At 69.9% G+C, this 15278-nt stretch carries 15 protein-coding genes and 1 tRNA gene; 13 read left to right on the top strand and 3 right to left on the bottom strand.

Going from position 1 to position 15278, the window contains the following annotated elements; translation table 11 throughout:
• Positions 1-514: 514 nt before the first annotated feature.
• Positions 515-2044, bottom strand: coding sequence for a PucR family transcriptional regulator (locus tag MRBLMI12_RS04070; protein WP_363354102.1), 1530 nt, complete (start codon positions 2042-2044; stop codon positions 515-517).
• Between the two features lie 93 nt (positions 2045-2137).
• Between MRBLMI12_RS04070 and gabT the strand changes: the two genes are divergently transcribed.
• The 12 genes from gabT (at position 2138) to MRBLMI12_RS04010 (ending at position 13784) form a co-directional block, all read left to right on the top strand.
• Complete coding sequence (gene gabT, locus MRBLMI12_RS04065) at positions 2138-3499, top strand: 4-aminobutyrate--2-oxoglutarate transaminase (RefSeq protein ID WP_349428464.1); 1362 nt, start codon at positions 2138-2140, stop codon at positions 3497-3499.
• A 143-nt stretch (positions 3500-3642) separates the two neighbouring features.
• Positions 3643-5004 (top strand): flavin monoamine oxidase family protein, encoded by a 1362-nt coding sequence (locus tag MRBLMI12_RS04060; protein WP_363354100.1) that lies wholly within the window; start codon positions 3643-3645, stop codon positions 5002-5004.
• Positions 5001-5876, top strand: a complete 876-nt coding sequence (locus tag MRBLMI12_RS04055; protein WP_363354098.1) for a universal stress protein — start codon at positions 5001-5003, stop codon at positions 5874-5876. The genes MRBLMI12_RS04060 and MRBLMI12_RS04055 overlap by 4 nt, the downstream gene beginning before the upstream one ends.
• 5 nt (positions 5877-5881) lie before the next feature.
• Complete coding sequence (locus MRBLMI12_RS04050) at positions 5882-7450, top strand: APC family permease (RefSeq protein ID WP_363354096.1); 1569 nt, start codon at positions 5882-5884, stop codon at positions 7448-7450.
• A gap of 40 nt (positions 7451-7490) precedes the next feature.
• Positions 7491-8852 carry an NAD-dependent succinate-semialdehyde dehydrogenase gene (locus MRBLMI12_RS04045; RefSeq protein WP_363354094.1) on the top strand — a complete coding sequence of 454 codons (1362 nt, stop codon included), beginning with the start codon at positions 7491-7493 and terminating at the stop codon, positions 8850-8852.
• Positions 8853-9049: 197 nt separating this feature from the next.
• Entirely contained in the window at positions 9050-9487 is a 438-nt protein-coding gene (locus MRBLMI12_RS04040; protein ID WP_349428459.1) for a pyridoxamine 5'-phosphate oxidase family protein, read from the top strand.
• A gap of 174 nt (positions 9488-9661) precedes the next feature.
• Positions 9662-9734: transfer RNA gene (locus tag MRBLMI12_RS04035), tRNA-Trp, on the top strand.
• A gap of 81 nt (positions 9735-9815) precedes the next feature.
• Positions 9816-10088, top strand: a complete 273-nt coding sequence (secE, locus tag MRBLMI12_RS04030) for a preprotein translocase subunit SecE (protein WP_349429015.1) — start codon at positions 9816-9818, stop codon at positions 10086-10088.
• A gap of 83 nt (positions 10089-10171) precedes the next feature.
• Positions 10172-11365 (top strand): transcription termination/antitermination protein NusG, encoded by a 1194-nt coding sequence (gene nusG / locus MRBLMI12_RS04025; protein WP_363354092.1) that lies wholly within the window; start codon positions 10172-10174, stop codon positions 11363-11365.
• Positions 11366-11492: 127 nt separating this feature from the next.
• Entirely contained in the window at positions 11493-11924 is a 432-nt protein-coding gene (gene rplK / locus MRBLMI12_RS04020; protein ID WP_163619961.1) for a 50S ribosomal protein L11, read from the top strand.
• A gap of 14 nt (positions 11925-11938) precedes the next feature.
• Positions 11939-12631, top strand: a complete 693-nt coding sequence (gene rplA, locus MRBLMI12_RS04015; RefSeq protein ID WP_363354090.1) for a 50S ribosomal protein L1 — start codon at positions 11939-11941, stop codon at positions 12629-12631.
• Positions 12632-12737: 106 nt separating this feature from the next.
• On the top strand, positions 12738-13784 hold the full coding sequence (locus MRBLMI12_RS04010) for an NAD(P)H-dependent flavin oxidoreductase (protein WP_363354088.1): 1047 nt from the start codon (positions 12738-12740) through the stop codon (positions 13782-13784).
• An 18-nt stretch (positions 13785-13802) separates the two neighbouring features.
• Here MRBLMI12_RS04010 and MRBLMI12_RS04005 read toward each other — a convergent pair whose 3' ends face one another.
• Positions 13803-14078 (bottom strand): acylphosphatase, encoded by a 276-nt coding sequence (locus tag MRBLMI12_RS04005; protein WP_363354086.1) that lies wholly within the window; start codon positions 14076-14078, stop codon positions 13803-13805.
• Between the two features lie 45 nt (positions 14079-14123).
• Here MRBLMI12_RS04005 and MRBLMI12_RS04000 point away from each other — a divergent pair, with 45 nt between their 5' ends.
• Positions 14124-14477 (top strand): iron chaperone, encoded by a 354-nt coding sequence (locus MRBLMI12_RS04000; RefSeq protein WP_363354084.1) that lies wholly within the window; start codon positions 14124-14126, stop codon positions 14475-14477.
• Between the two features lie 20 nt (positions 14478-14497).
• On the opposite strand, the gene lysE is transcribed toward MRBLMI12_RS04000, so the two are convergent.
• Positions 14498-15268: an L-lysine exporter gene (lysE, locus tag MRBLMI12_RS03995; protein ID WP_363354082.1), complete on the bottom strand. Its 771-nt coding sequence runs from the start codon at positions 15266-15268 to the stop codon at positions 14498-14500.
• Between the last annotated feature and the right edge of the window lie 10 nt (positions 15269-15278).

The raw sequence follows: 15278 nt of genomic DNA, 5'->3' as shown, positions 1-15278 counted from the left end.
CTCCTTCCCGTACCGATCGTGCGCAACGTGTCGTTTCGGCCGTAGAACCTCCGGTTCACACGGGTGGGTTGTCGGGGTGTTGAGCTTCCGGTTCACGCGGGTGGGCTGTGGGGTGTCGTTTCGGCCGTTGAACTTCCGGTTCACACGGGTGGGCTGTGGGGTGTTGAACTTCCGGTTCACACGGGTGGGCTGTGGGGTGTTGAACTTCCGGTTCACGCGGGTGGGCTGTGGGGTGTCGTTTCGGCCGTTGAACTTCCGGTTCACACGGGTGGGCTGTCGAGGTACTGAACTTCCGGTTCACGCGGTGGGCTGTGGGGGTGTTGAACTTCCGGTTCACACGGGTGCGCTGTCGGGTGCTGAACTTCCGGTTCACACGGGTGCGCTGTCGGGTGCTGAACTTCCGGTTCACATGGTTCGCGTCCGGGCCCCGGGGCTCCGGGGAGTCGTGTGAGCCGGAAGTTCATCGGCGTATCGGGACGGTCTGCCTCGGCGAGGAGAACAGGCGGGTGAAGAATCAGGCCGAGGGTGCCAGGGCGCGCAGCGCCGCCCACAGCTCGGCGCGGGTCGCGAACGACGCCAGGTCGCGGCCGAGCACGCGCTCGATGAGCGCGAGCCGCGTGCGCACGGTGTGTCGGTGGACGCCGAGGGACCGGGCCGTCGCCTCGTGCGAGCAGTCGGCGTCGAGCCAGACCTGCAGCGTCTCGACGAGGTGCGTGCCCTGCGCAGCGTCGTGGTCGTTCAGCGGCGCCAGCTCGGCGCGCGCGAGCGCCCGCGCGTCGTCGCTGAGCGCCGACAGCACGCCCCCGCGCGAGACCTCGGCGAACGCGGTCACCGCACCCGTGCCGCGATCGCGTGCGACACGCGCCTGCCCGAGTGCGGCGGCGAACGCGTCGTAGCCCGCAGGGTCCGACAGGCCGACGCGGACCTCGAAGCGGCCGACGAGATCGTGGATGCTCGAGGGATCGTCCGCCGGCACGACGAGCACGAGACCGTCGTCACCGCGTCCGAAGAACAGCGCACCGCGCTTCTCGTCGGCCCACAGCTCGAGCAGCTCGGCGATGCCGTCGACGCGGGCGGCTGCGGCATCCGTCACCGCCACCACGACGGGTGCCGGCGGAAGCGGCCCCCACAGCTCGCGGGAGGTGCGGCGGGCGAGCCCGGGGTCGCCGCTCAGGAGCGACTGCACCAGGCCGGCGCGCAGCGCCGAGCGGGCGCGGCCGAGCCCCTGCTGCTGCTCGAGCGCCAGACCGGCCATCGCGATGACGGCCGTGACGACGACGCGTCCCTCTTGGTCGAGGTCGCCGGCGGCGATCGCGATCACGCCGCGCAGGTGGCCGCCACGTCCGAGCGTCTGCAGCGTGAAGGGCGTGTCGCCGATGTGCAGCGACGAGCCGGCGCGTGCACCGCGGTGGAGGACCCCGGTCACCTCTCGCTGCAGTGCGGCGGCCGTCTCGGCGTCCAGCGCGCCGGCGGGGTGCTCGCGCGACAGCTCGCCCGCCGCGTCGAACATGCCCACCCACGTGTCGAGCTGCTTGGCGAGCTCGGCCACCGTCGCGCCCAGGCCGTCGGGGCGGAGTGCAGCCAGGGCGATCGCCCGCTGCGCGGCCAGCGCCCAGCTGCGGCGGGCGTAGGCCTCGGCGGCGATCGCCTCGGCGTTGGCGCGGGCCACCGCGATGAACGGCGTGCGGTAGGGCACCTCGAACAGCGGCATCCGCTCGTCCAGGCACGCCTCGACGAGGGCGGGAGGGATGCCGGCGCGCACGACCTCGGTGCCGAACCCGAGTCCCACGACGCCCCGGGCCGCGAGGCGGTGAACGTATGCACGGTACACGTCGGAAGCCTCGTCTCCCTTCGGGAACTGGGTGCCGGTGGTCAGCAGCACGAGCCCCTCGGACAGGAACGGGGTGGGATCGGCGAGGTCGGAGCTGTGCACCCAGCGGATCGCCTTGTCGAGGGCGCTGGGCTCCAGATCGTCGCCGGCGAGCGAGAGCCGCAGATCGCGCCGAGCCAGGAGGGCGCGAAGAGTGGGGGCGTCGGCATCCATGATGCTCCGAGTGTACGGCTCGTACAGCAGGGCAGGCAGAATGTACAGCGGGGAGGGTGCGGGCGCTCCGCGGAGCGACATACGCTCCCCACCATGAGCAGCGCAGCCGACATCGTCACAGAAACGCCCCTCGGCGGTCCGACCCTTCCGCAGGAGCGCCGCCTGGTCACCAGCATCCCCGGTCCTCGCTCGCAGGAGCTGATCGACCGCAAGGCCGATGCCGTCGCGGCGGGCGTCGGGCACACCGCGCCGGTCCACGCCGTCGCCGCAGGCGGGGGAGTCATCGTCGATGCCGACGGCAACTCGCTCATCGACCTCGGCTCGGGCATCGCGGTCGCCACGATCGGCAACGCGCACCCGAAGGTCGTCGCGGCGGTGCAGGCACAGGTCGCCCAGTTCACCCACACGTGCTTCATGATCGCGCCCTACGACTCGTACGTGTCGGTCGCCGAGGCGCTCAACCGCATCACTCCGGGCGACCACGCCAAGAAGAGCGCCCTGTTCAACTCGGGCGCCGAGGCGGTGGAGAACGCGGTCAAGATCGCCCGCAAGTACACCGGCAAGCAGGCGGTCGTCGCGTTCGACCACGGTTACCACGGCCGCACCAACCTCACCATGGCGCTGACCGCGAAGGCGATGCCGTACAAGAGCGGCTTCGGACCCTTCGCCTCGGAGATCTACCGCGCGCCGCTGTCGTACCCGTACCGCGACGGGCTCACCGGTCCCGAAGCCGCCAAGAAGGCCATCTCGATCATCGAGAAGCAGGTCGGCGCCGACAACCTCGCCGCCGTGATCATCGAGCCGATCCAGGGTGAGGGCGGCTTCATCGTCCCCGCCGACGGTTACCTGCCGGCGCTCGTCGAGTGGTGCCGTGCCAACGACGTCGTGTTCATCGCCGATGAGATCCAGACGGGCTTCGCACGCACGGGCGAGATGTTCGCGAGCGAGGTGTTCGGCATCGTTCCCGACCTCATCACGACCGCCAAGGGCATCGCGGGGGGCCTGCCACTGGCGGCCGTGACCGGCCGCGCCGAGATCATGGACGCCTCGCATGCGGGCGGCCTCGGCGGCACGTACGGCGGCAACCCGATCGCCTGCGCCGCCGCGCTCGCCGCGATCGACGTGTTCGAGAACGACGGGATGCTCCAGCGCGCCCGCGAGATCGAGACGGTCCTCAAGGGCCGCCTGCAGCAGCTGCAGGCCGCCGATCCCCGCGTCGGCGACGTGCGCGGCCACGGCGCGATGATCGCGGCCGAGTTCGTGGACCCCGCGACGGGCGAGCCGGATGCCGCGCTCACCGCCGCGGTCGCGAAGGCGTCCATCGCACAGGGCGTCATCGTGCTCACCTGCGGCACCTACGGGAACGTGATCCGTTTCCTGCCGCCGCTGTCGATCACCGACGACCTGCTCCACGAGGGCCTGGACGTCGTCGCGGCAGCGCTCGCGGCATCCTGAACCCCGCGTTTCATCTCGCTTCGCTCGCTCAACGTCCAGGAAGCACCGGTCGTTGAGCGAGCGAGGAGCGAGCGAGACGAAACGCCCCACCTGAACGCAACACGCGAGGCGCGCGAGCATGCACGCCCTGACGAAGGAGTCCCATGACCGAGCTGACCCGCGACGTCGTCATCGTCGGCGCCGGCGCCGCCGGAACGACCGCCGCCAACGAGCTGAAGAAGGCAGGCCTCTCGGTCGTCGTGCTCGAGGCCCGGGACCGCGTCGGCGGGCGCCTGTGGACCGATGTCGTCGACGGCGCCATGCTCGAGATCGGCGGCCAGTGGGTGTCGCCCGACCAGGACGCCCTCAAGGAGACCCTCGCCGAGCTCGGGCTCGAGACCTACAGCCGCTATCGCGAAGGCGACTCGGTCTACATCGGCGAGGACGGCGAGCTCACCCGGTTCACCGGCGAGATCTTCCCGGTCGCGCCCGAGACCGAGAAGGAGATCGTCCGTCTCATCGAGGTGCTCGACGGGCTCGTCGCGCAGATCGACCCCGACAAGCCGTGGGAGCACCCCGACGCCGAGGCGCTGGACCGCATCTCGTTCCAGGCCTGGCTCGAGGACCAGACCCAGGACCAGGAGGCGCGCGACAACATCGCGCTCTTCATCGCCGGTGCCATGCTCACCAAGCCCGCCTACGCGTTCTCCGCGCTGCAGGCGCTCCTCATGGCGGCCAGCGCCGGCAGCTTCTCGCACCTCGTCGACGCCGACTTCATCCTCGACGAGCGCGTCGTGGGAGGCCTGCAGCAGGTCCCGCTGCTCCTCGCGGAGCGCCTGGGCGACGACGTCGTCCTCGGGCAGCCCGTCAACGAGGTTCACTGGGGCGACGAAGGCGTCCGCGTCGTGACCGACAACGGCCTCCAGGTGCGTGCGCGCTTCGTCATCCTGGCGCACGCGCCGATCCTCTACCCGTGGATCGAGTTCCAGCCGGCGCTGCCGCGCCTGAAGCAGCAGATGCACCAGCACATCTCGATGGGATTCGTCATCAAGGTGCACGCGGTCTACGACCGGCCGTTCTGGCGCGAGCAGGGCCTTTCGGGCACCGCGTTCAGCCCCTACGAGATCTCGCACGAGGCGTACGACAACACCAACCACGGCGACGAGCGGGGCACGCTCGTGGGCTTCGTCTCGGACCGCAACGCCGATGACCTGTTCCGCGTGTCGGCCGAGGAGCGCAAGGAGCGCATCCTCGAGTCCCTGTCGCACTACTACGGGCCCGAGGCGAAGAACCCGCTGGTGTACTTCGAGAGCGACTGGGGCGCCGAGGAGTGGACGCGCGGCGCCTACGCCGCCAGCTTCGACCTCGGCGGCCTCGCGCGCTACGGCGCGGACCTGCGCACCCCCGTCGGCCCGATCCACTTCGCGTGCAGCGACATGGCCGGTGCCGGCTACCAGCACGTCGACGGCGCGATCCGCATGGGCCGCCTTGTCGCCGCCAGCATCGTCGAAGCAGCGCACCGATGAGTGCGCGGATCGTCGTCGGCTATACGGCGACGGATGCCGGAGCCGACGCGGTCGCCGTGGGCACGCGTCTGGCCGCCGCCATGCGCGCGGCCCTCGACCTGGTGCTGGTGCTCCCGGCCGAGGACCGCAGCGTCATCACGCCGCCCGACGCCGGCTACGACCGCTACCTCGTGACGCAGGCCGAGGCGTGGCTCGCCGAGGCGTCGGCCTCGATCCCGGGGGACGTGGGCCATGCCGCGCATGTGCGCTTCGGCGACTCGTTCGCCGAGGGTCTGATCGCCGCAGCCCACGAGCTCTCGGCATCCCACATCGTGGTCGGCGCCGCCAACGGCGGACTGCGCGGACGCCACCGCCTCGGCACCGTGGCGAGCGAACTTCTGCACTCGTCTGACGTTCCCGTGGTGCTGGCACCTGAGGGGTCGCGCCACCTGGAGGTGACCGGCGTGAGCCGCATCACGGCGGCGATCGGCACGCGCCCGGGCGCCAGTGCGCTGCTCGAGGAGAGCGTGGCCCTCGCGGTCGCCACCGGCACGGGCCTGCGCCTGCTGTCGCTCGTGTCCGTGGACCTCCCGGCCACCGTCGACACCGGCGTCATCCGCATCGCGGGCGCCGCTCACGCCGACGATGTGCTCGGCAAGGCGCTCGAGGTCCTCCCCGACGGCGTCGAGGCCGACGTCGTCGTGGCACGCGGCGACAGCATCGAAGACGCCGTCGCCCACCTCGCCTGGCAGCCCGGCGAGCTGGCGGTCGTCGGCTCCAGCCGGCTCGCACAGCCCCGCCGCCTGTTCCTCGGCTCGACCGCAGCGAAGATGCTGCACGAGCTTCCCGTACCGATGGTCGTCGTGCCCCGCACGCGCGGCCAGGAAGGCTGACGCGCATGAGCGCTCCACAGCACTCCGGCGGCGCCGCACCGCTGGCCCCGTCCTCCGGCGCACACGCCGGCGAGCTCTCCCAGAAGGGGCTCAGCGCCGGCGCGGTCGGCGTCCTCGGCGCCGTCGTCATCGGCGTCTCGACCATCGCCCCCGCCTACACGCTCACCGCGTCTCTCGGGCCCACGGTCGCCGTGGTCGGCACGCAGGTGCCCGCGATCATCCTCGTCGGATTCATCCCGATGCTCCTGACCGCGTTCGGCTACCGCGAGCTCAACCGTGCGATGCCCGACTCGGGAACCTCGTTCACCTGGGGCGTGCGGGCGTTCGGTCCCTGGATCGGCTGGATGACGGGGTGGGGCCTCATCGCCGCCACCGTGATCGTGCTGTCGAATCTCGCCGGCATCGCGGTGGAGTTCCTCTTCCTGCTGATCTCGCAGTTGACCGGCAACCCCGACATCGCCGAGCTCGCGTTCAACCCCTTCATCAACGTCATCGTCTGCCTGCTGTTCATGCTCGGTGCGACGCTCATCTCCTACCGCGACATGCAGACCACCCAGAAGTTCCAGTACATCCTGGTGAGCTTCCAGGTCGTCGTGCTGCTGCTGTTCGCGGTCGTCGCGATCATCAAGGCGGTGTCGGGCGATGCGCCTGATCCGACGGCGTTCTCGTGGTCGTGGTTCAACCCGTTCGAGGTGCCGACGTTCAGCGCGTTCGCCGCGGGGTTGTCGCTGTCCATCTTCATCTTCTGGGGCTGGGACGTCGTCCTCACGATGAACGAGGAGACCAAGAACCCGGCCAAGACCCCCGGTCGCGCCGCGATGCTCACGGTCGTCATCGTGGTGTCGCTCTACCTCCTGCTGTCGATCGGCCTGATCATGTTCGCCGGCGTCGGCACAGGCTCGCTGGGACTGGCGAACGAGGACATCTCGGCGAACGTGTTCTTCGCCCTCTCGGACCCGATCCTCGGCCCGCTCGCGTTCCTCGTGTCGCTCGCGGTGCTGTCGAGCTCGGCCGCCTCGCTGCAGTCGACCGCCGTCGGCCCGGCGCGGACGCTGCTCGCCATGGGCCACTACGGCGCGCTGCCGAAGAAGTTCGCCCGGGTGAGCCCGCGGTTCTTCACGCCCGGCTACGCGACGGTGGTGTCGGCGATCGTGGCGTCGGTGTTCTACGCCGTCATGCGCGTGGTGAGCGAGAACGTCCTGACCGACACCATCCTGTCGCTCGGCATGATGATCTGCTTCTACTACGGCCTCACCGCGTTCGCGTGCGTCTGGTACTTCCGCAAGCAGTGGTTCGACTCGGTGCGCAGCTTCTTCTTCACCTTCCTCTTCCCGCTCGTCGGCGGCGCCATCCTCGCCGTCCTGTTCGTCACGACGCTCGTCGACTCGATGGACCCGGCGTACGGCAGCGGGTCGAGCATCTTCGGCCTCGGCCTGGTGTTCGTGCTCGGGGTCACCGTCATCCTCGTGGGTGTCGTGATCATGATCTGGCAGGCGATCAAGCGTCCGGCGTTCTTCCGCGGTGAGACACTCGGTATCGACGCCCCCGAAAGCCTTCGACGCGCCCGCAGCTAGCGGGCAGACTGTCCCCAATCCATCCGATCGGAGAGGAAGCATGACCGACTACGCCGTCGTGAACCCGGCCACGGGGGAGACCCTGGCCACGTATCCGACCATCACCGACGAAGCCCTCGAGGCCGCCATCGCGGGAGCGGATGCCGCCTACCGCACGTGGCGCGATCAGCCCGTCGCCGAGCGCGCGGCCGGCATCCGCAAGGTCGCCGAGCTGCACCGCGAGCGCCGCGACGACCTCGCCGCGATCATCGTGCGCGAGATGGGCAAGCCGCTGGAGGCCGCGCTCGGCGAGGTCGACTTCGCCGCCGACATCACCGAGTACTACGCCGATCACGCGGAGAAGATCACCGGCGACCAGCCCATCGACATCGACGGCGAGGGCACCGCGGTCATCCGCCGCACGCCCCTCGGCGTGCTGTTGGGCATCATGCCGTGGAACTTCCCGTACTACCAGGTCGCCCGCTTCGCGGCGCCCAACATCGTGGTGGGCAACACGATCCTCCTCAAGCACGCGCCGCAGTGCCCCGAGTCGGCCGCCGCGATCGCAGCGATCTACGCCGACGCCGGGCTCGAGGGCGTGTACACGAACATCTACGCGACCAACGACCAGGCGGCCACCGTGATCGCCGACCGCCGCGTGCAGGGCGTCTCGGTCACCGGCTCCGAGCGCGCCGGAGCCGCCGTCGCCGAGATCGCGGGGCGAAACCTCAAGAAGGTCGCGCTCGAGCTCGGCGGGTCGGACCCGTTCATCCTTCTCTCGACCGACGACCTCGACGGCGCCGTGGAGGCCGCGGTCGCCGCGCGCCTCGACAACACCGGCCAGTCGTGCAACGCGGCCAAGCGCTTCATCGTGGTCGACGGCCTGTACGACGCGTTCCTCGAGAAGTTCACCGCCGCGATGTCGGGTGCGAAGGTCGGCGACCCGTTCGCGGACGACACCGTGCTCGGCCCGCTGTCGTCGCTCACGGCGGCGGAGCGGCTGGCCGAGCAGGTCGACAGGGCCGTCGCCCAGGGGGCGACCCTCGTCACCGGTGGCACCCGTGACGGCGCGTTCTACCCGGGCACGGTCCTCGCGGACGTGACCCGCGACATGGACGCCTACCGCGAGGAGTTCTTCGGCCCCGTCGGCGTCGTCTACAAGGTCGCCGACGAGGACGCCGCCGTGGCGCTCGCGAACGACACCAGCTACGGCCTCGGCTCGTACGTCTTCACGACGGACGAGGAGCAGGCGAAGCGGGTCGCCGACAGGATCGACGCCGGCATGGTCTATGTCAACGTCGTGCTCGCGGACGAGCCGGGCCTGCCGTTCGGCGGCGTGAAGCGCTCCGGCACCTCGCGCGAGATGGGTCTCCTCGCGGCCGACGAGTTCGTCAACAAGAAGCTGATCCGCGTCGGCGCCTGAGGTTCCCCGTCAGCTCGGAGCGTTTCGTCTCGCTCGCCGGCACTCGCTCGCTCAACGACCGGATTCCCGGTCGTTGAGCGAGCGAAGCGAGACGAAACGTGTCAGAGCCCCGTGCCCCCGGCGAGGCGGCCCCGTCGTCGCGCGATGCCGCCGTCCCGGGGGTGTCGCGAGACACCCGGGAGCGGGAGGATGGGGGCATGGCAGAGACATCGGACCCCGTCGTCGCCCTTTCCGATGAGCAGTGCTGGGAACGCCTGCGTGGGCAGGAGCTCGGCCGCCTCGTCACGCATGTCGGCGAGGTGCTCGACATCTTTCCGGTGAACTATGTCGTCGACGGCGAGAGCGTGCTGTTCCGCACCGCGCAGGGCAGCAAGCTGTTCGAGCTGACCGTCAACGACGAGGTGCTCTTCGAGGTCGACGACCACACCGAGACCGACGCGTGGAGCGTGATCCTGCGCGGACGCGCCCATCCGCTGGACAGCTCCGCCGAGGTGGAGCGGGCCGACGGGCTCGGCCTGAAGCCCTGGATCCCGACCCTCAAGTACACCTACGTGCGCGTCGAGCCGACCTCGCTGTCGGGCCGGGCGTTCGAACGCGGACCCGAGCCGGACCGCTACGGCGTACAGCAGTACTGAGCCGTGGAATCGCCCTCGCGAGGTCGCTCCCGGTTCGCGGCGTCCGCAGGCATGCCGTACACTGGAACGTGCAGTAGAAGTCTGCATTCTTTCGCCGTGCCCGTTGTCGGGTGCGGATCCTCAAGCCGCGGTGAGAGGGGAAGAGTGCGGACTTCACGAGGCCTCCGGGTCTCTAGGGCGGTAGCTCAATTGGCAGAGCAGCGGTCTCCAAAACCGCAGGTTGCAGGTTCGATTCCTGTCCGCCCTGCGCGTCAGCGCACACACCCTGCGTTGATAAGAAAGTGTGGTCGACCCGTGTCGGCTCACGGAAGGTAATCAGGTGGCATCGATGGTTCAGGACGAGCCGAAGGGCGAAGTCGTTCCCGCTGAGGGAACGGCCGCACCCCGCGAGAAGAAGCTCAACGTCTTCGCTCGTATCGCCCTGTTCATTCGTCAGGTCTTCGCCGAGCTCCGTAAGGTCGTCACCCCGACGCGCCAGGAGCTGCTGAAGTACACGGCGGTGGTGCTCGGCTTCGTCGTCGTCATGATGGCGCTCGTCTACGGCCTGGACGTGCTGTTCGTGTGGATCACGTCGTACGTCTTCGGAGTGCCCAGCGCCTGATCCCCGAGCGCTCCGGCTCGCCCCGGAGCCACGACACGGGCGGACCGCAGGTCCGGCAGCGGACGGAACGGAAGAGAACTCACGTGACTGAAAGATATGTCGACGACGCCGACTGGGCGACCGCCGCTGAGCAGTCCTCGGAGGACGACGAAGCCCAGGAGGGCAACGTCCTCGCCGAGGAGGAGCGCTCGGTCGAAGCGGCCGAGCACGTCGCGATCCACATCGTCGACGACGGTGATGGCGACGACGACGACGCCGACCTGGACGACATCGACATCGACGACCCGGAGGCGGACGCGATCGTGAACGACGCTCTCAATCTTGACGAGACGGCAGAGACCGAAGCAGCAGCCGAGGTGATCAACGACTCCCTCGCGGAAGAGGTCGCCGAGCGTGCGGCCGAGGCCGCCGACGAGGTGACCCCGTACGACGGTCCCGACGTGAACGGCGACGAGGACGAACCCGAGCTCGACGAGGACTTCGTCGCAGAGGTGGATGCCGCAGCCGGCGTCGTGGACGAGGTCGAGGCATCGGTCTCCCCGGCCGACGCCGCAGAGGCTCCTGCGTTCGCCGACGACGACGAGGACTCGGACGACGAGTTCGCGGACGACGAGATCGCCGACAGCGACGCCGAGGACGGCGAGGACGAGGACGAGGACCCGTACGAGGCGTTCCGTGCAGAGCTTCGCACGCTCCCGGGCAAGTGGTACGTCATCCACTCGTACGCCGGCTTCGAGCGCAAGGTGAAGGCCAACATCGAGCAGCGCAAGTCGACGCTCGAGGTCGAGGACGACATCTACCAGATCGAGGTCCCGATGGAGGACGTCGTCGAGATCAAGAACGGTCAGCGCAAGATGGTCACGCGCGTCCGGATCCCCGGCTACGTGCTCGTGCGCATGGACCTGAACGAAGACACGTGGTCGGTCGTGCGTCACACGCCCGGCGTCACCGGCTTCGTCGGCAACGCGCACAACCCGACCCCGCTGCGCTTCGAAGAGGCCTTCAACATGCTGAAGAGCCTCGTCGAGGTCAAGGAGGTCGCCGGCGCCAAGGGCGGTGCGGCCAAGAAGGGCGCCGCCGCCGCGGCCCGCGTCATCCCCGCCGAGGTCGACTTCGAGGTGGGCGAGACCATCACGATCAAGGAGGGCTCGTTCGCGGGCCTGCCCGGCACGATCAGCGAGATCAAGCCCGAGAGCGGCAAGCTCACGGTCCTCGTCTCGCTCTTCGAGCGCGAGACCCCGGTCGAGCTCAGCTTCGACCAGGTCACCAAGCTCTGACTGACTGGTAGACTTCTCAGGTTTGCGTGCGCTCTGAGCGTGCGCGATGGACACCGCGATCCGGAACGGCCGGATTCGCGGGAGAACAGGGTGCTCCGGCATCCGCTGTTCGACGAAAGGAAAAAGAATGGCACCGAAGAAGAAGGTGACCGGCCTGATCAAGCTTCAGATCAACGCCGGTGCCGCCAACCCGGCGCCGCCGATCGGGCCCGCGCTCGGTCAGCACGGCGTCAACATCATGGAGTTCTGCAAGGCGTACAACGCCGCGACCGAGTCGCAGCGCGGCAACGTCATCCCCGTGGAGATCACCGTCTACGAGGACCGCAGCTTCACGTTCATCCTGAAGACCCCGCCGGCCGCTGAGCTCATCAAGAAGGCTGCGGGCGTCCAGCGCGGCTCGGCCACCCCTCACACGGTCAAGGTCGCCAAGCTCACCAAGGAGCAGGTGCGCCAGATCGCCGAGACGAAGCAGCCCGACCTGAACGCGAACGACATCGAGGCCGCCTCGAAGATCATCGCCGGCACCGCCCGTTCCATGGGCATCACGGTCGAGGACTGAGGGGAAGAGGAAACATGGCTACCAAGTCCAAGGCCTACAAGGCCGCTGCTGCCAAGATCGATGCAGACAAGTTCTACAGCCCCACCGAAGCCGTCGCGCTCGCGAAGCAGACCGGCTCGGCCAAGTTCGACTCGACCGTCGAGGTCGCGCTGAAGCTCTCCGTCGACCCCCGCAAGGCCGACCAGATGGTGCGTGGCACCGTCATCCTCCCGCACGGCACCGGCAAGACCGCCCGCGTCATCGTGTTCGCGACAGGTCCGGCCGCTGAGGCCGCGATCGCCGCGGGTGCGGACGAGGTCGGCGGCGCCGAGCTCATCGAGCGCGTCGCCGGTGGCTGGACCGCGTTCGACGCGGCCGTCTCGACGCCCGAGCTCATGGGCCAGGTCGGTCGCCTGGGTAAGGTGCTGGGTCCCCGTGGCCTCATGCCGAACCCCAAGACCGGAACCGTGACCCCCAACCCGGCCAAGGCCGTCGAGGAGATCAAGGGCGGCAAGATCGAGTTCCGCGTCGACAAGCACGCCAACGTGCACTTCGTCGTCGGCAAGGCGTCCTTCTCGGAGGAGCAGCTCGACGAGAACCTGAAGGTCGCGCTCGAGGAGATCGTCCGCCTCAAGCCGTCCAGCTCGAAGGGTCGCTACATCCAGAAGGGCGCCGTGTCGACCACGTTCGGCCCCGGCATCCCGCTGGACGTCAACGCCATCGTCTGACACTGCGTCGGATTCGCACGTAAGGGGCTCCACCTCCGGGTGGGGCCCCTTCGTCGTCCCGTAACCGTCTGCCGCGGCACCGTCGGGCGGGAGTAGCGTCGGAGACATGGTCGCGACGCTCCAGGATCTGTTCGGAATCGAGGCGCCGATCGTGCTCGGCCCCTTCGGCGGGCTGTCGTCGGTCGAGCTGACCGCGGCGGTCAGCGAGGCCGGTGGGCTCGGCTCGTACGGCCTGTACGGCTACTCGGCCGATCGCATCAGCGACACCCTCGCCGCGCTGCACTCCGCGACCTCGCGTCCGTTCGCCGTGAACCTCTGGCTGCCCACGGGCGACGAGGTCACACCGGGCGAGGTCGACCTCGCGCCGGCGATCGAGGCGACGGCACCCCTCTTCGACGACCTGGGTCTCGCGCATCCGTCACCGCCGATCGAGTTCCTGCCTGATCTCGACTCCCAGGTGACGGCGGTGCTGGATGCCGCGCCCGCGGCGCTGAGCGTCGTCTTCGGCGTCCCCTCCGAGCGGCTGGTCGCAGCGGCGCACAGCCGCGGCATCCGCGTGATCGGAACAGCGACGACCGTGGCCGAGGCCGTCGCGCTCGACGAGGCCGGTGTGGACGCCGTCGTCGCGACCGGCGCGGAGGCGGGCGGGCACCGCGTGTCGTTCCTGCGTCCGGCCGAACAATCGCTCGTCGGCACGTTCGCGCTCGTGCCGCAGGTGGTCGACGCCGTCGGGGTACCGGTGATCGCCGCGGGCGGCATCGCCGACCGGCGCGGAGTCGCGGCGGCGTTCGCCCTCGGCGCCGCGGGCGTCCAGGTGGGCTCCGCCTTCCTCCGCACGCGGCAGTCGGCCGCCACCGACGCGCACCGCCGCGCGATCGAGGGTGCCGCCGACACCGCCACGGTGCTCACCCGTGCCATGAGCGGGCGGCTCGCGCGCGGCATCCCGAACCGTGCCATGCGCACGATCGAGACCTCGGGGGTCATCGCCCCGTTCCCTGCCCAGAACTGGCTGACCGGGCGGTTCCGGGCCGAGGCTGGTCGCCGCGGAGACGGCGACCTCGTCTCGCTGTGGGCGGGGCAGGCCGCGGGGCTGGCCACCCGCGACGATGCGGCCGACGTGTTCGCCGAGCTCGCGGCCGGCGTTCCCGCCTGACTGCGTCCGCCGGCGGCGTCACCGCGTCGGCAGCACCTCGAAGCCGCGCTCGCCGGTGGCCTCGGCATCCGTCACGGTCGCGTCCTCGACGCGGGAGCCCGGCGGGCCTTCGGCCATCCATGCGAGCACCTCGTCGACCTGCCCGGGCGTGCCCTCGAGTTCGGCCTCGACCGAGCCGTCGCGGCGATTGCGCACCCACCCGGCCGCACCCGCCTCGCGTGCGACCATGCGCAGCGTGTACCGATAGCCCACGCCCTGGACGTCGCCGCGGACGGTCACGTGCACGCGTCTCATGCCGCCATCTTGCCGCGAGGCGGGCGGGTGGGCCAGGATGCCGCCATGGGAACCGTCGACGAACTCCTGGCCGGCCTTGATCCCGCCGATCGCCCATCGGTCGAGCGCATCTATGCGATCGCTCGCGAGGAGGCTCCCGACGCCGAGCAGGGACTCGGCTACGGGATGCCGGCGCTCGTGTATCGCGGCAAGCCGCTCGTGTCGGTGATGCGGGCGAAGAAGCACATCGGCGTCTACCCGTTCAGCCCGGCGGCGGTCTCGGCGGTGGCAGATGCTCTGGGCGGCCATCCGGGCATCGGCCTGGACAAGGGGACGATCCGCTACCAGCCCGAGCATCCGCTGCCCGATGACGTCGTGCGCCGGCTCGTGATCGCGCGCAAGGAGCAGATCGAGGGCTGATGCCGGCCGGCCCGGGCGGGTCAGTGGGGGAGCACGAGCGAGACGCCGAGGCCGATCATGACGACCGCGATCACCGCGTCGAGGATCCGCCAGGCGCGCGGCGTCGACAGCCAGCGCCCGAGCAGACGCGCGCCGAACGCGAGGCCGAAGAACCAGACGATACTCGCGGTCATGGCGCCGGCGGCGAAGAGCCAGCGGTCGTCGCCGTGCGTGTTCGCGACCGTGCCGAGCAGGAAGACGGTGTCGAGGTAGACGTGCGGGTTGAGCCACGTCAGCGCCAGGCAGGTGAGGAGCGCGGGGATCAGACGAGTGCGGGTCGCGGCGGGCTGGGCCGAGCGGATGTCGCTGCGCACCTGCGAAGCCGAGACCTCGGGCTCGAGGAGGAACTCGCGGGAGCCGGCATGCGTCACTCCGCCCGACGTGGTGCGGTGCGGTGCGATGACGCCCTCCTGCGGACTCACTGCTCCGACAGGCTGCTGGGTGTCACCAGCGCCGAGAGCCGCTCCCGTCGGCCGCCACGCGCGCCGTGCCGCGAGCACGCCGTACGCGACGAGGAACAGCGCGCCCGCCCAGCGGACCACGTCGACGAGCCAGGGCACGGCCTCCAGCACGAAGCCGACGCCCGAGACCCCGAGGGCGATGAGGATCGCATCCGAGATCGCGCAGATCGCCGCCACCGCGAGCACATGCTCTCGCCGCAGACCCTGTCGCAGCACGAAGAGGTTCTGAGCGCCGATGGCGATGATGAGCGAGAAGCCGAGGCCGAGACCGGCGAGAACAGGAGCGAGCATTCTTCGACGG

It is taken from the genome of Microbacterium sp. LMI12-1-1.1 (assembly GCF_040676455.1).
Taxonomy (GTDB): Bacteria; Actinomycetota; Actinomycetes; order Actinomycetales; family Microbacteriaceae; genus Microbacterium.
This window is presented reverse-complemented; position numbering and strand designations above follow the sequence as displayed.